At 68.6% G+C, this 19,178-nt stretch carries 22 protein-coding genes; 10 read left to right on the top strand and 12 right to left on the bottom strand.

Annotated elements, in window-relative coordinates:
* Nucleotides 1-3 precede the first annotated feature (3 nt).
* The 4 genes from JYA75_RS03215 to JYA75_RS03200 form a co-directional block, all read right to left on the bottom strand.
* Complete coding sequence (locus JYA75_RS03215; protein WP_185713429.1) at nucleotides 4-981, bottom strand: nitronate monooxygenase family protein; 978 nt, start codon at nucleotides 979-981, stop codon at nucleotides 4-6.
* Between the two features lie 25 nt (nucleotides 982-1,006).
* Nucleotides 1,007-1,405, bottom strand: coding sequence for a nuclear transport factor 2 family protein (locus JYA75_RS03210; RefSeq protein WP_185713430.1), 399 nt, complete (start codon nucleotides 1,403-1,405; stop codon nucleotides 1,007-1,009).
* 67 nt (nucleotides 1,406-1,472) lie between these two features.
* Complete coding sequence (locus JYA75_RS03205; protein ID WP_185713431.1) at nucleotides 1,473-2,366, bottom strand: crotonase/enoyl-CoA hydratase family protein; 894 nt, start codon at nucleotides 2,364-2,366, stop codon at nucleotides 1,473-1,475.
* A 67-nt stretch (nucleotides 2,367-2,433) separates the two neighbouring features.
* Nucleotides 2,434-2,682 carry a WhiB family transcriptional regulator gene (locus JYA75_RS03200; RefSeq protein ID WP_006940478.1) on the bottom strand — a complete coding sequence of 83 codons (249 nt, stop codon included), beginning with the start codon at nucleotides 2,680-2,682 and terminating at the stop codon, nucleotides 2,434-2,436.
* A gap of 561 nt (nucleotides 2,683-3,243) precedes the next feature.
* Here JYA75_RS03200 and JYA75_RS03195 point away from each other — a divergent pair.
* A complete protein-coding gene (locus tag JYA75_RS03195) occupies nucleotides 3,244-4,005 on the top strand; it encodes a crotonase/enoyl-CoA hydratase family protein (protein WP_050034351.1) in 762 nt (253 codons plus the stop codon).
* Between the two features lie 15 nt (nucleotides 4,006-4,020).
* On the opposite strand, the gene JYA75_RS03190 is transcribed toward JYA75_RS03195, so the two are convergent.
* Together JYA75_RS03190 and JYA75_RS03185 are read right to left on the bottom strand one after the other, a co-directional pair.
* Nucleotides 4,021-4,311: an SHOCT domain-containing protein gene (locus tag JYA75_RS03190; RefSeq protein ID WP_029546956.1), complete on the bottom strand. Its 291-nt coding sequence runs from the start codon at nucleotides 4,309-4,311 to the stop codon at nucleotides 4,021-4,023.
* 60 nt (nucleotides 4,312-4,371) lie between these two features.
* Nucleotides 4,372-4,821, bottom strand: coding sequence for a DUF6325 family protein (locus JYA75_RS03185; protein ID WP_185713432.1), 450 nt, complete (start codon nucleotides 4,819-4,821; stop codon nucleotides 4,372-4,374).
* Nucleotides 4,822-5,109: 288 nt separating this feature from the next.
* Between JYA75_RS03185 and JYA75_RS03180 the strand changes: the two genes are divergently transcribed.
* From JYA75_RS03180 to JYA75_RS03170, 3 genes are read left to right on the top strand one after another with little or no spacing between them, the layout of a single operon-like run.
* Nucleotides 5,110-5,514 (top strand): hypothetical protein, encoded by a 405-nt coding sequence (locus tag JYA75_RS03180; RefSeq protein WP_043798307.1) that lies wholly within the window; start codon nucleotides 5,110-5,112, stop codon nucleotides 5,512-5,514.
* A gap of 30 nt (nucleotides 5,515-5,544) precedes the next feature.
* Nucleotides 5,545-6,084 carry a potassium channel family protein gene (locus tag JYA75_RS03175; RefSeq protein WP_006940470.1) on the top strand — a complete coding sequence of 180 codons (540 nt, stop codon included), beginning with the start codon at nucleotides 5,545-5,547 and terminating at the stop codon, nucleotides 6,082-6,084.
* 13 nt (nucleotides 6,085-6,097) lie between these two features.
* Nucleotides 6,098-7,516 carry a DUF2252 domain-containing protein gene (locus tag JYA75_RS03170; RefSeq protein ID WP_043798309.1) on the top strand — a complete coding sequence of 473 codons (1,419 nt, stop codon included), beginning with the start codon at nucleotides 6,098-6,100 and terminating at the stop codon, nucleotides 7,514-7,516.
* A gap of 30 nt (nucleotides 7,517-7,546) precedes the next feature.
* Here the strand turns inward: JYA75_RS03170 and JYA75_RS03165 are convergent, their stop codons facing one another.
* From JYA75_RS03165 to JYA75_RS03150, 4 genes are all read right to left on the bottom strand, one after another.
* Entirely contained in the window at nucleotides 7,547-7,819 is a 273-nt protein-coding gene (locus JYA75_RS03165) for a hypothetical protein (RefSeq protein ID WP_006940466.1), read from the bottom strand.
* Nucleotides 7,820-8,169: 350 nt separating this feature from the next.
* On the bottom strand, nucleotides 8,170-8,640 hold the full coding sequence (locus tag JYA75_RS03160; protein WP_044476165.1) for a DUF6325 family protein: 471 nt from the start codon (nucleotides 8,638-8,640) through the stop codon (nucleotides 8,170-8,172).
* A 309-nt stretch (nucleotides 8,641-8,949) separates the two neighbouring features.
* Entirely contained in the window at nucleotides 8,950-10,185 is a 1,236-nt protein-coding gene (locus JYA75_RS03155; protein ID WP_168578887.1) for a cation:proton antiporter, read from the bottom strand.
* Nucleotides 10,182-10,655, bottom strand: coding sequence for a hypothetical protein (locus JYA75_RS03150; RefSeq protein WP_168578888.1), 474 nt, complete (start codon nucleotides 10,653-10,655; stop codon nucleotides 10,182-10,184). The genes JYA75_RS03155 and JYA75_RS03150 overlap by 4 nt, the downstream gene beginning before the upstream one ends.
* 203 nt (nucleotides 10,656-10,858) lie before the next feature.
* Between JYA75_RS03150 and JYA75_RS03145 the strand changes: the two genes are divergently transcribed.
* Nucleotides 10,859-13,213: an arylsulfatase gene (locus JYA75_RS03145; protein WP_185713433.1), complete on the top strand. Its 2,355-nt coding sequence runs from the start codon at nucleotides 10,859-10,861 to the stop codon at nucleotides 13,211-13,213.
* Nucleotides 13,214-13,223: 10 nt separating this feature from the next.
* On the opposite strand, the gene JYA75_RS03140 is transcribed toward JYA75_RS03145, so the two are convergent.
* Together JYA75_RS03140 and JYA75_RS03135 are read right to left on the bottom strand one after the other, a co-directional pair.
* Nucleotides 13,224-14,135 (bottom strand): formylglycine-generating enzyme family protein, encoded by a 912-nt coding sequence (locus JYA75_RS03140; protein ID WP_185713434.1) that lies wholly within the window; start codon nucleotides 14,133-14,135, stop codon nucleotides 13,224-13,226.
* Nucleotides 14,136-14,251: 116 nt separating this feature from the next.
* Nucleotides 14,252-14,662 (bottom strand): SHOCT domain-containing protein, encoded by a 411-nt coding sequence (locus tag JYA75_RS03135; protein WP_168578891.1) that lies wholly within the window; start codon nucleotides 14,660-14,662, stop codon nucleotides 14,252-14,254.
* A gap of 279 nt (nucleotides 14,663-14,941) precedes the next feature.
* Between JYA75_RS03135 and JYA75_RS03130 the strand changes: the two genes are divergently transcribed.
* The 5 genes from JYA75_RS03130 (at nucleotide 14,942) to JYA75_RS03110 (ending at nucleotide 19,173) form a co-directional block, all read left to right on the top strand.
* Nucleotides 14,942-15,763: a class II glutamine amidotransferase gene (locus JYA75_RS03130; protein WP_168578892.1), complete on the top strand. Its 822-nt coding sequence runs from the start codon at nucleotides 14,942-14,944 to the stop codon at nucleotides 15,761-15,763.
* A gap of 193 nt (nucleotides 15,764-15,956) precedes the next feature.
* Nucleotides 15,957-16,574: a hypothetical protein gene (locus tag JYA75_RS03125; RefSeq protein ID WP_168578893.1), complete on the top strand. Its 618-nt coding sequence runs from the start codon at nucleotides 15,957-15,959 to the stop codon at nucleotides 16,572-16,574.
* 124 nt (nucleotides 16,575-16,698) lie between these two features.
* On the top strand, nucleotides 16,699-16,923 hold the full coding sequence (locus JYA75_RS03120; protein ID WP_168578894.1) for a hypothetical protein: 225 nt from the start codon (nucleotides 16,699-16,701) through the stop codon (nucleotides 16,921-16,923).
* A 72-nt stretch (nucleotides 16,924-16,995) separates the two neighbouring features.
* The gene (locus JYA75_RS03115; protein ID WP_168578895.1) at nucleotides 16,996-17,457 is read left to right on the top strand and encodes a hypothetical protein; all 462 of its coding nucleotides are present in this window, start codon (nucleotides 16,996-16,998) and stop codon (nucleotides 17,455-17,457) included.
* Between the two features lie 144 nt (nucleotides 17,458-17,601).
* Nucleotides 17,602-19,173: a hypothetical protein gene (locus tag JYA75_RS03110; protein ID WP_168578896.1), complete on the top strand. Its 1,572-nt coding sequence runs from the start codon at nucleotides 17,602-17,604 to the stop codon at nucleotides 19,171-19,173.
* The last annotated feature ends 5 nt before the right edge of the window (nucleotides 19,174-19,178 follow it).

The following is a 19,178-nucleotide window of genomic DNA, read 5'->3' as shown; positions in this document are numbered from 1 at the left end:
CGCCTACAGGCCGGCGAGCCGCTCCCGCGCCGCGCGGTACTCGGTGGCGAGCCGGTCGACGAGCTCGGCGGCGGGGACGACGGCGTCGACCGCGCCGACGCCCTGCCCGGAACCCCAGATGTCGCGCCAGGCCTTCGCCTTCGCGCCGGTTCCGGAACTCTCGCCGGTGCCGAAGTCCATGGCCGACGGGTCCGACACGGCGAGGTTGTTCGGGTCGAGCCCGGCGGCTTCGATGCTGCCGCGCAGGTAGTTGCCGTGCACGCCGGTGAACAGGTTGGAGTAGACGATGTCGGCGGCGCTGGAGTCGACGATCATCTGCTTGTAGCGGGCGTCGGCGTTGGCCTCGGCGGTGGCGATGAACGCCGAACCGACGTAGGCGAGATCGGCGCCGGCGGCCTGCGCCGCGAGGATCGAACGGCCGTGCGCGATCGAGCCCGACAGCAGCAGCGGGCCGTCGAACCACTCACGGATCTCCTGGACCAGCGCGAACGGTGACTGGGCGCCCGCGTGGCCGCCGGCGCCGGCGGCGACGGCGATGAGGCCGTCGGCGCCCTTGTCGACGGCCTTGCGGGCGAAGGTGTTGTTGATGACGTCGTGCAGGACGATGCCGCCGTAGGAGTGGATGGCGTCGTTGACGTCGGTGCGGGCGCCGAGGGAGGTGATGACGACCGGGACCTCGAACTCGACGATCGTGGCGAGGTCTTCTTCGAGGCGGTCGTTGGAGCGGTGCACGATGAGGTTGACCGCGTAGGGCGCGGACGGCGCCTCGGGGTGGTTGGCGTCGTGCTTGGCGAGGGCCTCGGTGATGCGGGTGAGCCACTCGCGCAGCATCGCCTGGGGGCGCGCGTTGAGCGAGGGGAAGGAGCCGACGACGCCGGAGGTGCACTGGGCGATCACCAGGTCCGGACCGGAGACGATGAACATCGGCGACGCCACGACGGGCAGGCGCAGCCGGTCTTGCAGGATCGAAGGCAGGGCCATGCGAATCTCCTTGGTGATTTCGGTGTTACGACTGCCCGAGCCGGGCGGCCATGAGCGGGATGAGGGCCTGCAGGCCCTTCAGCGGACGGGTCATGACCTTGAACGAGATGATCCGGCCGCGGTCGTCCCAGCGGATCAGGTCGATGCCGTTGACGTGGATGCCGTCGAGATCGGCGGTGAACTCGAGAACCGCCGAGTCGTCGTTGTACCACTCGTCGACGTAGCGGAACCCCGCACCGGAGAACACGGTGAGCGCCGCTCGCAGGTAGGCGACGGTCTTGGCCTTGCCTTCCTGCGGTGTGAACACCGCGGGGGAGGAGAACACGGCGTCGTCGGCGATCAGGTCCTCGAGGGCGGCCATGTCCTCGTGCTCGACGATGTGATGCCAGCGTTCGACGACGGGGGGCCGGGTACGAGTGGTCATGGTTCCCTCTCTGTGTTCGTCGCTTCGAGCGTAGGGGCCGCGCCACTAAACAGTCAATGGTGACCGTTCATCCGCGGAACGGCGGTACGGGCAGATCGTCGCGGAACAGGTCCGGCAGGTCGGCGGACACACTGTCCGGGAACGCCGCGGGACGCTTCTCGAGAAACGCAGAGATGCCCTCGCGGGCGTCGCGCCCGACGCCGCGGAGGTTGATGCCGCGCGTCTCGATGCGGTGCGCGACCATGGGGTGCTCGGCGCCCAGCGTGCGCCACATCATCTGCCGCGAGAGCGCCACCGACACCGGGGCCGAGTGCTCGGTGAGGCTGCGGGCCAGCGCATACGCCCGCTCGAGCAGTTCGGCCCCGGGATACAGCGCATAGACGAGCCCGGCCGTGTGGGCCTCGGCCGCGTCGAAGATCCGTCCCGAATACACCCAGTCCAGGGCGGTCTGCAGCGGAACCAGGCGGGGCGGGAACCAGGTGGAGCACGACTCGGGGACGAGGCCGCGGCGGTTGAACACGAAGCCGATGCGGGCGTCGTCGGCGGCGAGGCGGAAATCCGCCGCGAGCGTCATGGTGATGCCGACGCCGACGGCCGGGCCGTTGATCGCCGCGATGATCGGCTTGCGGCACTCGAACATGCGCAGCACGACGCGGCCGCCACCGTCGCGCCGGACGTCGGCGGCCGTGTCATCGCGCCGGACGTCGGCGGTCGCGGCGTCGCTCGGCTCGTCGAGTCGCTGCGCGAACGTGTCGGCACCGCCGGAGAGGTCGGCGCCGGCACAGAATGCGCGCCCGGCGCCGGTGAGTACGACGGCGCGCACGGAATCGTCGGCGTCGCAGCGGTCGTAGGCCGCGATCAGCTCGTGCTCCATCGTGGTGGTGAAGGCGTTGAGCCGGTCGGGGCGGTCGAGGGTGATGGTGGCGATGCCGTCGGCCACGGCGAGTGCGATGTGTTCCACGCCGGCCAGCATGACATGTTTACTGAACGATCGGTAGGTGCGGGGGCGCAGGGCGCGGCGTGCGGGCTTATCCGCGGGTCACGCGGCCGCGGCGGAACTCCCGGCCGCCCCAGATGCCGGACTGCCGGGTCTCGGTGGCGTAGGTGGCGCACGCGGTGGCAAGGGGGCAGCGGGCGCACACGTTGCGGGCGTAGTCGAACGACTCCGACGGGTCCGGGAACCAGGCGTCCGGGGTCGCGTCGCCGCGGCACGCGGCCAGGTCCCAGTCCGGCGTGGCGTCCGACGGGGCGAGCAGGTCGGTGAGCATCGTGGTCACGGGCAGGTCCTCCTTCCGAGGATGGGGATGCAGATCTGGTCGGGGCGGCGCAGGACTTGCGACGGATTCGCTGCCGCCCAGTGCGGTGTCTCGAATCCGCTTGTGGCAGATGGGTTCTCGGTGCCGTAAACGAAGTCGGAGCGGCGGTCACCGGACGAGGGGTGTCCGCCCGGCGGTCAGCACCTGCCGGGTGGTGCCGCCGGCGGCCCCGCATGTCGGGGCCCGGCCGGCGGAAGGATGCCCGCGACGGGATGCCGCATCGGCTGTCGCACCGGCGCAGCCGGGGGTGATGTGCACATCGCATGCCTCCTTCCGTGTCGTGGCCTTCCGTGTCGTGGCCGTCGTCGATCGGTCGGGTCCAACACGCCCCGCGGCCGGGTTCTTCCCGCCCGTGCGCGAACAGTGACGGGTACCTCATGACCCCGGCCTCCCTACATAGGTTTCGGCTATGGGTCGATACCCCGTTCGGACTTTGTCTCGGGCGCCGGTCCGGTGATCGACTCGACGGGACGTTCCGCCCCGTGCCCGGCCGGAACCCCGAGGATCCCGAGGAGACACCACGTGAGCGCTGTACTGACCGAGTTCGGCGACGGCATCGCCGTCATGACCATCAACCGGCCCGAGGCGCGCAACGCCGTCGATCTCGAGGTCGCCAAGGCGCTCGCCGCCGCCGTCGACGAGTTCGAGGCGCGACCGGACCTGGTCGTCGGGATCATCACCGGCGCCGGCGGCACCTTCTGCGCCGGCATGGACCTCAAGGCGTTCACCCGGGGCGAGCGGCCCTCGCTGCCCGGACGGGGATTCGCCGGGCTCACGGAGCGGCCGCCGACCAAGCCGCTGATCGCCGCGGTCGAAGGCTGGGCACTCGCCGGCGGGTGCGAGCTCGCCCTCTCGGCGGACCTCGTCGTCGCCGCCCGGGGCGCCAAGTTCGGCCTGCCCGAGGTCAAGCGCGGGCTCGTCGCCGCGGCCGGCGGTCTGCTGCGCCTGCCCAAGGTGCTGCCCTACCAGCTCGCCATGGAGATCGTGCTCACCGGTGACCCCCTCACCGCCGAGGTGGCGCACGCGCACGGCCTGGTCAACACCCTCACCGAGCCGGGCGCGGCCCTCGACGGCGCGCGGGCGCTCGCCGCCCGCATCAGCGGCAACGGACCGCTCGCCGTCCGTGCCTCCAAGCAGATCATGTCGTCGGCCGTGCAGTACACCGACGCGGAGGCGTTCGCGTCGCAGCGTGCGCTCGTCGAGCCGGTGTTCGCCTCCGCGGACGCGCAGGAAGGGGCCCGCGCGTTCGCCGAGAAGCGCGCGCCGGTGTGGCGCGCGGAGTGACGGCTCCGGGAACCGCTACGACGCGAGGATCCGGGCCTTCTCGGCCTCGAACTCGGCCTCGGTCAGCACACCCTGCGTCTTCAGTTCGGCGAGTTCCTTCAGGGCGGTGATCCGGTCCATGCCGCCGGCGCCGCTCTCTGCGGGGGGAGCGGCGGCCGGCGCCGGGGCGGGCGGTGGTGGCGCGTACTGGGGCTGTTCCTCCGCCGCCCAGCGCCGGCCCTGGCGCCGGGAGACCCGGTTGGAAACAGCGGTGGCGGTTCCGGCCACCACGGCGGTGCGGGCGACCCCGCGAAGCAGTCCGGGCATGACGGTGTTCTCCTCGGGTGGGCGTTCGGCGTAGTCGGAATCGGATCCTGCTGCGGTGGTTCAGGTCTGGGCTTCGAGCGCCTCGAGTGATGCGAGGATGCTCTGAACCGGGATGCGGCCGGAGGCGACGAGTTGGGCTCCGTTGCGGCGCAGGGCGGCCGCGAAGGGTGCGGCCCAGGTGTTCTCGTAGACGACGATCGCCGCCGAGCATCCCGGTTCGAGAGCCGCACCGGCCTCGCCGAGGTCGGTGTCGTCGAGCAGGCCGGTGGCCGCCTCGGCGAAGAGGGTCACGTCGATGTCGCCCTCGAGTCCGACCTCGGAGATGTCGATCCCGCTCAGCGAGCCGTCGGTGTCCTTGCGGACGAAGGCGAGGTCGAGCACGCGGATGATCCCGCGCGCGACGAGGTCGCGCAGCAGCGGCAGGGCCGAGCCGTCGGGCTGACGGTCTGCCGGGAACTCGACGACGAGATAGTCGATGGGACCTATTTCGTCGATGTCGGCATCGTTCACGGGTATACCTCTTTTCGCTGTGCCGGGAACGGGGCCGTCGGGCCGTGTCCACCCGCGTCGACTCGGTGGCTGGTGCACGCGACCGACCCCGGCAGCCACCATCCTGCTCCGCTCGGTCCCGGAATGCCCTCGCTTCGGTCGATGTGGTGACCAAAGGCCTCTCGCATCCCTGGAATGCCGGTCGTCGGGCGGTCGAGGTCCGGCGAAGATCATCAACTCTATGCGAGGCGGCCGGTGGCGCGCGCACAATACCGTACGTCGGGCCGAATCGAAGGGAAGGCGATTGGCATGTCCCAGGACACGAGTGTCAAACACGATGTGGCGGCCGGTACCTCCATGGGCGCCGCGATCATTCTCGTCACGATCGGCATCCTCCAGGTCTTCCAGGGGATCGCCGCCGTGGCGGAGGACGAGTTGTTCGTCGTCGGGATCGAGTACACCTACAAGTTCGACTTCACCACCTGGGGATGGATCCACATCGTGCTCGGTGCGGTGATCGCTCTGGTGGGTTTCGCGCTGTTCACCGGCGCGACCTGGTCGAGGGTGGCGGCCATCGTGCTTGCGTCGCTGTCGATTCTCGCCAACTTCATGTGGCTGCCGTACTACCCGTGGTGGTCGGTGCTCATCATTGCGCTCGATGTGGTCGTCATCTGGGCGGTGGCCACGTGGAATCCGCGCCGGGACTACTACTGACCGCGGCACCGCCGGGCCGGGGCGTCGCCGATGACCGACGGTGAGGCCGGGCCGAGCCTGCCGGGGGTGGGGGGCCGCCGGTTGCTGTGGCTGGCTGTGCTGCGGCCGGCGCTCACCACGATCGTGTTGTTGATCGCGTACTTCGTGCTGCCGTTCGAGGATTTCGACGATGTCTCGGCCGTGGCAGTGCTCGCCGGTGGGTTCCTGGTGGTGTGCGCCGTGTGCGCCTGGCAGATCCGGCAGGTGCTGCGGTCACCGTACCCTGCCGTGCAGGCGATCGAGGCGCTGCTGCTGACGGTCGCCGTCTACCTGGTCGGGTACGCGACCGCGTATCACGTCCTGTCGTACAACGTTCCGGAATCGTTCGACGTGCCGCTCTCACGGATCGATGCCCTGTATTTCTGCGTGACCGTTTTCGCGACAGTGGGTTTCGGAGACATCGTCGCCACCACCCAGGCCGCGCGGGCGGTCGTCACCGCACAGATGGTCGGCAACCTCGTCCTCCTGGCGCTCGGCCTCCGGTTCCTGACCGCCGCCGTGAAGTGGCGCCAACAGCAGAAGAAGACGTGAGAGGGAGAACCTGATGACCGAGACCTCGAGAAGCGAGCCAGTGGTCGAACACCCCACCAGGGAGGAGCGGGCGGAACGGGGGCGGGCGGCCCGCAGCCGGACCCCGCTGTCCGCGCTCGCCGAGTTCGATACGAGCCGTCGCCCCGATCCGCTCGACCTGTTGGAGCGGCAGGCGACGTCCCGGGTGCCGGAGCTGGTTCCGGTGCGCTACGGCCGCATGGCAGAAACGCCGTTCTCCTTCTACCGGGGTGCGGCTCTGGTGATGGCGGACGATCTGTCCCGCGGGCCGACCACGACCGTCCTCACCCAGCTGTGCGGGGACGCGCACATGAGCAATTTCGGAATCTTCGCCACCCCGGAACGCAAGCTGACCTTCGACATCAACGACTTCGACGAGACCTACCCCGGCCCGTTCGAGTGGGACGTCAAGCGACTGGTCACCAGCCTCGTGATCGCCGCGCGGGACAACGGTTTCACGGGCAAGCAGCAGGCGCGCATCGCCCGCGCCTGCGCAGCGGAGTATCGCGAGACGATTGCCCGGCAGGCGGAGCGGGGAAATCTGGCGGTGTGGTATTCGCACATCGAGCCCAGCACCGAACTCACGGAACTGCGCGACGAACTCGACTCCTCCATGAAGAAGCGCCTGCGCAAGACGCTCGAGAAGTCGCGCCACCGGGACAGCGTCCAAGCGCTCGCCAAGTTGACCGAAGTGGTCGACGGCCGGCGCCGGATCATCAGCGCCCCGCCGCTCATCGTCCCCATCGAGGAGGTCCTGCCCGACGCGGACGCCGACGAACTCTACGCGGATCTGCACCAGCGCCTGCGTGACTATCGGTCGACGCTCCAGTGGGACCGGCGGGTGCTCCTCGAACAGTTCGAGTTCGTGCAGGCGGCGCGCAAGGTGGTCGGTGTCGGCAGCGTCGGAACCCGGGCCTGGATCTTCCTGTTGCGCGGCACGGGTGACGACGACCCGCTCTTCCTGCAGGCCAAGGAGGCGCAACGGTCCGTGCTCTCGTACTACGTGGACGGGCCCACGTTTGCCAACGAGGGCGAACGTGTGGTCAACGGCCAACGTTTGATGCAGGCGGCCAGCGACATCTTCCTCGGCTGGCAGCAGGGCCCCGGACCGGACGGCGTCCGGCGAGATTTCTACCTGCGTCAGTTGCGGGACGGCAAGGGCTCGGCGGTCGTCGAGGCGATGACTCCCACCGGAATGACGCTGTACGGGCGGCTGTGCGGACGGGTACTGGCGTATGGGCACGCCCGATCCGGCGACCGCATCGCGATCGCCGAGTATCTCGGTTCCGGCACCGAATTCGACGACGCCATCACGGCATTCGCGATCGCCTACGCCGAACAGAACACACGCGACCACGCCGCACTCCTCGGTGCGATCTCCGAGGGGCGGATCACTGCCCGGCGAGGTATCTGATCCTGACGGACCATCTCACCGAACGGGAGGTCATGCCTCTTCCAACGCCTCGCCGATTCCCTGGAGGAGGCGGTGGTGATGCGCCTCGGCCAGAAGGTGACCCGCGGTGAGAGCAACTGCAACCGGCCATTCGAGGAGCTCGAGGGCAACCAAGGTGCCGATACCCGCGAGGTAGGCGAGCTGCTCGGGTGGCGGAATGCTGATGCGGCCCATGATCGGCAGGTCCAGGACGAGGTGTTCGGCTTCGCGCAGCCGTTCGAGGGCGGGCCGAGGCGCTGTCGCAGCTGACGTCGTGGCAGTCATGGGAGCCTCTTTCACTGTCGGTTCTACGGACGACGTTCCCTCCCCGTCCGTACTTGCGGATTCTGCTGCCATGTCACTGCCGGATCGGTGGGGCCGGAGTGGCGCGATCGGCCCTCTGCGGTCCGGGCGGCTCCCCGACGGTGCGCACGCCGTCGGGGAGCCGATTCGTGTTTCGGCCGCAGGGTCAGCGCCGGTCTCTGCGGTCCTCTCGTCGATCTTCCCGGCGGTCGGAACGACGGCGGACTCCGTGGGCGACCACCGCCGCCGTCGCGACGGTCGTGGCCGTACGAGCCACGGGCGCGGGTCCGATCACCGCGGCGCGACGCATACGCCTGGCTGCGAGGGGCATGTCAGTCTCCTTCTTGTTCGTCGGCCTCGATTGCGGCCAGCAGGGCTTGTACGGGGATGCGGCCGCTGGCCACCAGCTGTCCGCCGGCCCTGCGTACCGCCGATGCGAACGGCGCGGCCCACAGGTTCTCCCACACCAGCAGGGCCGCGGTGCTGCCGGGCTCGACGGCCGCGGCGACCGCTTCGACGTCCTCCTCGCTGAGCAACATCGCCAGCTCGGCTTCGTAGGAGCGGAGCGCGCCGATCTCGCTCTCGTCCAGGTCGGCGAGCTCGAATGCTTCGAGCGATCCGTCGGCGTCCTTCTTCAGCAACAGCAGATCCAGTACACGCACTGTTCCGCGTTCGACGAGGTCGTCGAGCGCGGGTGCGATCTCGCCCCTGAACCTGCTGCCCGGGAACTCCACCACGATCCAGTCCACCGGACCGAGTTCGTCGATGTCGCCGCCGAGTTGTTGTTGGACTTGTTCGGTCATCTCGTCATCTCCTCTGCCGAGCTGCCGTCCGTGGAATACCAAGGGCGACAGATTGTTCGTGAGTTCCACGTCCGACGGGCGGTCCTCTACGAGCCGCTTCGTCTCGGATGGCCGGCTTGTCGAAGAGTCAGATGACGACCTGGCACGTCGGTCTGCCGGTGTTTTCCGACAGAGTCGACGCTAGACCTGATGGCCGCGCCCGGAAAGGGGATCCGGTGAAGGCCGCTCGATCCGATGACCTACCGTGCCGGAAATGGACCCGAGCAAGGCAGATCGGATGTTCCGGACACAGATCCGGTGCCGCGCCGTCTACGCCTCGTGTGCCGGCTGCTGTTCGGGACGGGGGTGACGGCGGAACCATGCGGCGTACCGGTCGGCGAGGGGGGCGGCGGTGACCCCGTGGGCGAGGACCGACAGGCCCACGGTGACGACGGCGGTGAGCAGCAGCAGGTCCTCGTGGGGCAGGGTACCGGGTTCTTCGAGAATCAGGATGACGAAGACGATGGTGGCCAGTCCGCGGGGGCCGAACCAGCCGAGGAAGGCAAGGGTCGGGGTGCGGGCGTGGGTGCCGAGCAGCGACAGCGCGACGGGGACCATGCGGACGACGGTCAGGCTCAGCACGGCGTAGGCGAGCGCCGGCCACGACAGGTGTCCGAGGGCCGGGCTGAGCAACACCGCCCCGAAGACGATGAACGTGACGGCATTGAACACATCCCCGGCCTCGTCGATCAGGTGGGAGACCTCCCCCTCGGCGCGGCGCCGGATCGCCCCGAAGGTCAGCCCGCCGACGAACGCGGCGATGAATCCCGAGCCGCCGAGGGGCACGGCGACGGTGTAGGCCAGCGTGGCGGCGGCCACCGGCACGATCTGAACCCATAACGGGTCGATCGTGCGGTGCCGCCCGGCGAGGATCAGCACCGCCGCCGCGACCGCCCCGGCACCTACCCCGGCGACGATGCCGTAACCGATCTGCTCGGTGACCAACCGTACGGCTGCACCGCCGCCGATTGCCCCGGACTCGGCGCGTGCGATCGCCAGCACGATCAGGAACAGCGGTACGCAGATGCCGTCGTTGAGGCCGCTTTCGACGTTGAGTCCCTGGCGCACCCGCGACGGCAGGATCGGCAGGGTGACCACCGCCTGCCCGAGAGCGGCGTCGGTGGGCGCGAGGAGCACGGCGAGGAGCAGCGCCTCGGGCCAGGAGAGGTCGCCCAGCACGAGCACCGCGGCGGCGAACCCGGCCGCGATGGTCAGCGGTAGTCCTACACCGAGAAGACGTGCAGGAAGTGAGATCTCGGCTCGTAGAGCGGTCGGGTCCACGCGGGCGGCGTCGGAGAACAGTACGAGGGCGAGGGTGACCTCGGCGAGAAGTTTCACCGTTTCGCTGGTGGCCTCGATGTCGATCAGCCCGGCAGCCTGTGCGCCCAGCACGAGGCCGCCGACAGTGAAGACCATCGGGGCCGTGATGGAAGTGCCTGCGACCCGTCCGGAGATCGCCGCGAATACGAGCAGGATTCCGGCGATCGCCGGAAGCGCCCAGGTCACGATGCCGACTCCGCGGGCGGAGGACGATGGGCGGGTGCGTCGGCCGGCCATTGCTGCTGCGCGAAGGGGCCGAGCATCGCGTCGAGATCGTGGCGTGCGCACGCCAGTTCGAGCGTCGCGCCGTTGTCGTGCCGGAAACGAACCGCGACCGGGTCGTCGATCCGCTTGACCGTTGCCGGGTCGATCTCCGACGGTCCGCTCTCGACAGCCTGGATTCCGCACAGGCTGGTGCGGGCGAGGAACGGGTTGCCGCCGTGGAGTATCAGGACCGCGTGGATCCAGTTTCCGACGCCGGTGATCCGGGAGAACTCCGACTTCAACCCCGGAACCTGACCGGAGACGATCCGGACCTTGCAGCCGAATCCGCCGGGTAGGTGCTTGATCCGGTGGCGTCCGCGCAGCAGAATGCCGAGAGCGACCGCACAGAACCACAGCGGAATTCCCAGGAACGTCAGGATGATCCAAATCATGAGCCGGATCCTTCTCGCCTCGCCGCCAGGGGTCTTTGGGACCGGTTCGACCGGAGGGGCGGCGTGGTCACATTCTGCCGAATCCGAGACATCGTGCGAAGAACTTCGGCGGATCGGACCGTTTGCATGTTCGGCGATTCGGCCGGGCGGTACGCTCGAGATGCCGGAGACCGACAGGTCTGCTCGAGATCGGGAGCGTCGCCATGGCAAGGACCCACCACGGAAAAATCGCCGTCGACATCCGCGACTCCGTCCCGGACTGGGCGCCGTATCTGCCTGCGCAAGCGCCCGAGGGCGCCCCGAACGTCCTGATCATCGCATGGGACGACGTCGGGTACGGCAGCATGGACATCTTCGGGGGCCCGGTCGAGGCACCCACCATGCGCCGCATCGCCGACCGGGGTGTGAAGTACTCGAACTTCCACACCACCGCGCTGTGTTCCCCGACGCGGGCGTCGCTGCTGACCGGGCGTAACGCGACGACCAACGGCATGGCGACCATCGCCGAGTTCAGCTCCGGGTTCCCGGGCATCTCCACCCACATTCCCTTCGAGAACGGGTTCGTCTCCGAGGTGCTGGCCGAGCAAGGGTGGAACACCTACTGCGTCGGCAAGTGGCACCTGACCCCGGGCGACGAGACGAACATGTCGGCGGTCAAGGCCCGGTGGCCGTTGGGCCGCGGGTTCGAGCGGTTCTACGGCTTCCTCGGCGGCGAGTCGAGCAGCTGGTACCCCGACCTGGTGTACGACAACCATCCGGTCGACGCCCCCGGCACCCCGGAGGACGGCTATCACCTATCGAAAGACCTGGCGGACAAGGCAATCGAATTCATCCGCGACGCCAAGGTCGTCGACCCGGACAAACCGTTCTTCATGTACCTGGCCCCGCAGGCCGGGCACGCCCCGCATCACGTGTTCACCGAATGGGCCGACCGGTACAAGGGCAGGTTCGACCAGGGCTACGAGGCCATCCGTGCCGAGATACTGCAGCGGCAGAAGGACCTCGGGTTGTTGCCCGAGGGCACCGAGCTTTCCCCGATCAATCCGCACGGGGAGCCGGCCACCACCGGACCCGACGGACAGCCGTGGCCGCTGCTCGACACCGTCCGGCCCTGGGACTCGCTCACCGCCGACGAGCAACGCCTGTTCGTACGGATGGCCGAGGTCTTCGCCGGCTACATCTCCTACACGGACGATCAGCTCGGCCGGGTGATCGACCTGCTCGAAACGACCGGCGAGCTCGACAACACCCTCATCGTCGTGGTCTCCGACAACGGTGCCAGTGGTGAAGGAGGGCCGAACGGATCGTTCAACGAATGGCGGTTCTTCAACGGGATTCCCGACACCACCGAGGGCACCCTGCCGCACCTCGACGAGCTCGGCACACCGCTGTCGTACAACCACTACAACACCGGCTGGGCGTGGGCCTTCGACACACCGTTTCCGTACTGGAAGCGCTGGGCCGGCTACGAGGGTGGCGTCGCCGACATGTGCGTGCTCTCGTGGCCGGCGCGGATCGACGCCTCGGCCGAGCCCCGCCCGCAGTACGTCCACGCCGTCGATGTCGTCCCGACGATCTACGAGTTGCTCGGCATCACCCCGCCCGAGGTCCTGAAGGGGTACACCCAGAGTCCGCTCGAGGGAGAGAGCTTCGCGTCCTCGCTGACCGATCCCGCAGCGCCGGGCAAGACCGTGCAGTTCTACGCGATGCTGGGGCAGCGCTCGCTGTATCACGAAGGGTGGCTCGTCTGTTCCGTGCATCCGCCGCTGTCCGGGTGGGGCCACTTCGACAAGGATGTGTGGGAGCTGTACCACCTCGCGGAGGACCGAGCGCAACTGCACAACCTCGCCGAGGCCGAACCCGAGCGGCTGGAAACCCTGAAGAGCCTGTGGTTCTACTACGCCGGCCGCTACCACGGGCTACCGCTGGACGACCGGAGCGCGCTCGAACAGGTGCTCGCCGAACGCCCCCGCCCGGGAAAGGCGCGAGACCGCTACGTCTACTACCCGGACTGCGCGGACGTCCCCGAGGCGGCCGGTGTCGCCATCACCGGACGGTCCTACACGATCGTCGCCGGAGTCCACGTGGACTCGGCCGATGCCGAGGGCGTCCTCTACGCCCACGGCGGCCTGGCCGGCGGCCACAGCCTCTACGTCAAGGACTGCCGTCTGCGCTATGCCTTCAACTGGGTCGGCACGCACCTGCAGACCGTGGTCGCCGACCGGGACATCACTCCCGGTGCCCACGTGTGCACCGCCGAATTCGCCGTCGCCGGGAAGAACACCGATCCGGCGATGCCGGGCTTCGCCGGCACCCTCACCCTCTACGTCGACGATCAGCAGGTGGCCACCGGTGAGATCGTCACCCAGCCGGGGGTGTTCTGCCTCGTCGGTGACGGTATCTGCGTCGGGCGTGACAGTGCCTCTCCGGTCACGCCGGACTACGTGTCCCCGTTCCCGTTCACCGGGGGAACGATCGACAAGGTCGTCGTCGACGTTTCCGGCGAACGCTATGTCGACCACGAGGCGCAGGTGCGGGCCTGGTTCTCGATCGATTGACCGGCGCTGCTCAGCGGCCGCGCACGATGCAGCGGAATCCGATGTGGCAGGTGGAGGTTTCCGCGCTTTCCCCCTGCCTGGCTGCGGGCCGGTAGCGCAAGCAGTAATTGGGGGCGCAGAGGTGTGATCCGCCCTTGATGACCCGCAGGGGATGGGCCTCGGCACCGGTCTCCGGCGCGAGCGTGCGTGGGTTGGCGGGAATGCAGCACGCCGTGGCGGGGGCGGTGTCACGTCCGTCCGCCCCGTGACGAGCGGTGAAGTAGTCCGTCGTCCATTCCCATACGTTGCCTGCCACGTCGACCAGGCCGTAACCGTTGGGCCGGAAGCTGCCCACCGGAGACGTGCCGACGTACCCGTCTTCGGCGAGGTTCTGCCACGGGAACTCGCCCTGCCAGGTGTTGGCCAGGTACCGCCCCTTCGGGGTGTACTCGTCGCCCCACACGAACCGGGCCCGATCCAGGCCGCCGCGGGCCGCGAACTCCCACTCGGACTCGGTCGGCAGCTCCTTGCCCGCCCACCGAGCGTAGGCGAGCGCGTCGTAGTGGGACACGTGCGTCACCGGATGGTGTTCGCGGCCGCCGGCCGAACTTCCGGGGCCCTCGGGATGCCGCCAATCCGCACCCGGCACCCACGACCACCACCGGCGGTAGTCGTCGAGGGGTACGCGCCGAGCCGGCGGGGTGAACACCAGCGACCCGGGTACCAGCAGCGCCGGGTCGGCATCGGGATAATCGGCGGGTTCGGGCGCGACCTCGGCGGTGGTGACGTGACCGGTGTCCTTCACGAAACGCCGGAACTCGGCGACGGTCACCGGATGAATGTCCATCCAGAATCCGTCCACACTCACCTGGTGGACCGGACGCTCCTCGGGATAGAACTCCTCCGACCCCATCCAGAAGGTTCCGCCCGGAATCCAGGTCATCTTCTTCGGTGCTCGACCCGCCGACGCCGCTGGCTGCATGCGTCGAGTATCTCGGAACCGGCTCGCTGCGGGCGGGTCCTCGGGATGCCGCGCAGGTCCGCGCAGGTCCTGGCCTGTCAGACCTGCATTCCGGTCTGTCCCGCGGATGCCTGTCCCAGAGCCGTGGCCTTGAGTTGCTCGAACTCCGCTTGGGTGATCACTCCCGAGTCGTACAGCGCCTTCGCATCGGCGATCTGCTCGGCCGGGGACTTGCCGGCCACCTGCCGGATGTACTCGTCGGTGGCCTGCTTGGTCTCCTGCTGGGCACGCATCGACCGCTCCGCCATGCCGCGGCCCCGGGCGATCAGATACACGAACGCGGTCAGGTACGGGATGACGACCAGCCCGATCACCCAGAGGGCCTTGGCGAAGCCGGAAACGGTGTGATCGCGGAACAGGTCGACCAAGATCTGGAACAGCACGATCAGATACGCCACGAACGCGAACACGATGATCGTGTACCACACGTAATCCCAGAACGAATCCATGATGTGCACCTCCTGTGAGCGGCTCCGGCGATGGACCGAACCTCCGCGATATCGGGCGACTCACATCGAGAATGACACCCCAACCGGCGTCTCCGCAGGGGATAAAGACCTTGAAACCCGCCCCGACCCTGAAACCCACCGTCCCCCCAGGTGTCCACGACACGAAGACGCCCGTACGCGGGCCGGGCCCGCATCCGACACGAACGCGGCGCGACCTGTGTCCGTTTCGAGACGTGCTCGCGGTCGAAGCGGTGATTCAATGGTGAGATGTGCAGATGGATGGCATATTCCGGCGACCCGATCCTTGCTGAGGATCTGCTGTTCCGCCCGCAGCACTCGCTGATCGATCAGAGCCTGCATTCGCGCCTCGGAGCCACCACCACCAACGGTGATGGTTTCGGCATCGGATGGTACGGGAGGGGGCCGGAGCCGGCGGTGTTCAAGAGCATCGATCCGGCCTGGAACGACCGGAACCTGCGCGAGCTCGCCGCTCAGGTGGAGACACCGCTGCTGTTCGCACACGTGCGGGCCTCGACCGGGACACACGTCCAGCGCAGCAACTGCCATCCCTTCCGGCACGGGCACTGGTTGTGGATGCACAACGGGGTCCTCAACGGGTTCCGGGAGATCAAACGCGAGCTCGTGCTGGCGGTGGATCCGGCGCTCTACCCCGACATCGAGGGCTCGACCGACTCCGAGATGCTGTTCTATCTCGCGCTGACGTTCGGTCTCACCGAGGACCCGTTCACTGCCGTCGCCCGGGCTGTCGGATACGTGGAGAAGATCGCGCACGCCCATGCGGTCGAGCACCCCGTGCAGATGACCGTGGCGACCACGGACGGCGAGTCGATGTGGGTGTTCCGTTATTCCAGCGAAGGCAAGAGCCGATCGCTGTTCTTCTCCACCAAGCTCGCCAGGCTCCTCGAACTGCATCCCGAGGTGGAGGTGCTGCACCAGCTCGGTGCCGAGACCCGCTTCATCGTCTCCGAACCGCTGCGCGATCTGCCGGACGCATGGAACGAAGTACCCGAGTCCTCCGCGGGCGTGGTCCGACCCGGCGAGGACGAGATCCGGCCGTTCCGGCCGCTCGCACCGGTGTAGGCCCGGCGGAGCAGAGTCTCTGCGTCGGGCCGGGCGAATACCGAGGCAAGTACCGGGTGCAGACCGTGCCGGGAGACAGGGGGACTTCAGGTCCTCGTCCCCCGATCACCCGAATCGAGCGATGACCTTGTGCCCTACGCCACAGGCCCTCGTCGGCGGAACACTGTAGTCAAGTAACTGCAGGAGTTTCGAGATGAACGCAGAGCAGCCCCTGGCCCTCCGGTTGTGGCGCCGCGCTCCGTGGAGCGGCAACCCGCTGATGCGACGATCCGAGCGAGTCGAATCCGCACTCGTTCTGGTCGTCGCGATGTTCGTGCTCGTCATGGTTCCCCTCGCCGCCGCGTACGGGACGGCGACCTACGCGCGGGTCGGCCAGCTTGCGCTGGAGGAACGTCTGGAACGCCACCAGGTGACGGCGATCCTCCTCGAGGAACCGGGACCGATGGGTGCCGGTTCGATGACGGACACTGCGACCCGGGGTCCGGGGGACCCGGACCGAGCGACCGCGCGGTGGGCGACCGGGACCGGCGAAATGCGCACGGGGAAGGTGGAGACGCCCTTCGGTGCGAAGCCGGGCGAGACGATCGACATCTGGATCGATTCGATCGGTGATCCCGTCGCCGCGCCCAGGACCGGCTCGGACGGCGTCGTGGCCGGTGTCAGTGCCGCACTCACGGTGTGGGGGGTGGGCTCCGGCATCGCCCTGCTGCTCCTTTACGGAGTTCATCGCGTCGGCGTGCGGCGGAGGATGTCGGCATTGGATCGCGAATGGAACGAAACCGGACGGAGCCCGGGATGGACATTGGGTTGACCGCCCCCGGGTCTGCGGGCCGGGGGTCTGCGGACCGTCCTGCAGCGCACACGGGGATGCTCGGCAGCGCGGAGAGGATTCCTCGATCCGGTTGCCGGACAAGATGGTACGCGGGGAGGGCGAGATGAGTGACTGGGTCTGCCGGTTGGTGGTGTCGCCGGGGTCCGGCGACAGTCCGGCTCAACTGCATATGGTGCTCCGCGACGATCTCACGGACGTGGAGGTGCTCGCCCGTGTCCTCGGCCTGGTTCACGAGTTCTATGGTCCCGGCGTGCAGGTCGACGACCTGAAGCCCGAGTCCTGGGCGCAGACCCGATCTGCGTCCCGGATCCGTTCACCCGACGGATGAGAAAACGGAGGCGTACGGCAGGTCGTTTTGCGACAGTTGCACCGAGCTACATCACAGGGAAGGGGATTAATCGTGTCCGAGGATATGCGTGTCGGTCAGGGCGGTGTGAGCCACGGCAGCGCGGGCGGGAGCAGTGCCGCCGAGGGGGGCGTCAAGCAGGGGATCGCGGCGGGCACGTCGATCGGTGCCGCCATCATTCTCACCACCGTGGGTATCCTGCAACTGCTGCAGGGCATCGCGGCGGTGGCGGAGGACGAACTGTTCGTGGTGGGACAGGAATACACCTTCAAGTTCGATTTCACCGCCTGGGGTTGGGTTCACATCGTCGCGGGTGCTGTCGTCATCCTGGTGGGCATCGCTCTCCTCACCGGAGCCACCTGGGCGCGAGTCGCGGCGATCGTCATCGCGGCCCTGTCGATCCTGCTCAACTTCATGTGGTTGCCGTACTACCCGTGGTGGTCGATTCTGATCATCGCTCTCGACGTGGTGGTCATCTGGGCGGTATCGACCTGGAATCCACGACTGGACTACTAGGTTCGACCGGCGGCCGGCATGGGGTGATCGCTCCGGATCGGCCGTCGATCGGCGCGATGTGAAGGGGCGGGACCGTCTCGTGCCCTCGGGAGCACGCTTCGTCTGTGCCGCCGTGCCTCTGTCACCGAGTGGAAAGAGAAGACGATGGACAGCGACCTTTCGCGCAGCGGCACGGGCACCGCTCCGCTCGACACCGCCGAGCGGGCCGAACTGGAGCGGTTGCGGGCAGAGGTGGCCGCGCTGCGCGCCCGGACGGCGGCCGTGCCCGAGGCCCCGGCGGCGCCGCCTCCCGCGCCGCGTCCGCCGCGGCACGCGCTGCGCTGGACGGCGGTGGCGCTCCTGACCGTGCTGGTCGCTCTGCTGGCGATCACGTCGGTGACGGCGCGATTCGTACGCAGTGAAGTCCTCGACACGGACCGGTACGTCGCCACGGTGGCGCCGTTGGGTTCCGATCCCGCGGTGCAGACCGAGATCGCGGGCACGATCACCGACGAGATCTTCGCGCGGGTCGATGTCGAAGGGCTCACGGCGGACGCGCTGACGGCCCTGACCGGCCTGGTGCCGGCGACCGCGGACGCGCCCCGCGTGGACCGTGCGGTGGAGGGCCTCGCGCCGGTGATCGCCGGTCAGGCCCGCAACTTCGTGTACGAGACGGTGCTGTCGCTGGTGCAGACGGATCAGTTCGAGGATCTGTGGATCCAGGCCAACCGTGCCGCGCACACCGGCTTGGTGGCGGTGGTCACCGGCAATGTCGGTCCTTCGTCGGTGACGGTGGACGAGAGCGGGACGGTCAGCATTTCCCTGGGTACGGTCATCGACAACGTCCAGGCTCGTCTGCTGGATCGGGGATTCACCTTCGCCGAGAAGATCCCGGACATCGACAAGCAGTTCGTGTTGTTCCAGTCGCCGGAGCTGGTCAAGGCGCAACGGGCGGTCAGCGCACTGGACACGGCGTCGGACGTGCTGCCGTGGCTCACGATCGCCGCCGCCGTGGCCGCGGTGGCCGTGGCTCCGCCCGGCCGTCGCCGTCGCGCCCTGGCGTTCGTCGGGGCGGCGCTGGTCGTGGGGATGCTGATCCTCGCGATCGCGCTCATCGTCGCCCGATCGCTCTATCTCGACGACATTCCTCCCGACGTGCTGTCCCCGGACACCGCCACGGCGATCGTCGACACCGTGCTGGTGCCGCTGCGGAACGCTCTGCGGGCGGTGGCGGTCCTGGGCCTGGTGATCGCGGTCGGGGCGTACGTGACCGGGGGATCGGCCTCCGCGGCTGCCGTCCGCCGCGGGTTCGGGCGGGGCATGGACGCGGTGCAGCGGGCCCGCAAGCCGCGGCCACCGAACCAGGTGGAAGCCGGCGCGTACCGGGCTCGGACCGCGTTGCGGCTGGCAATCATCGGCATCGCCGCGCTGATGCTGATGTTCTGGCGCTATCCGACCGGCCTCGTGGTCGTGTGGGTCGTTCTCGGTGCTCTGTTGGCCCTGCTCGCGCTCGAGGTGCTGATCCGACCGGCCCGCGCCTGGGAGCAGCCGACGGAGGGCGCGATGTCGGCACCGCCGACGGAAGACGCGACGTCGGCACCGCCGACGAAGGACGCGACGTCGGCACCGCCGACGAAGGACGCGACGTCGGCACCGCCGACGAAGGACGCGACGTCGGCACCGCCGGCAGACGAACAACCGACGGAGAAGATCCCGGGCTCGAAGACCGGGGCGTGAGTCCG

The organism is Rhodococcus sp. PSBB066 (assembly GCF_017068255.1).
GTDB classification, from domain to species: Bacteria; Actinomycetota; Actinomycetes; order Mycobacteriales; family Mycobacteriaceae; genus Rhodococcus; species Rhodococcus aetherivorans.
This window is presented reverse-complemented; position numbering and strand designations above follow the sequence as displayed.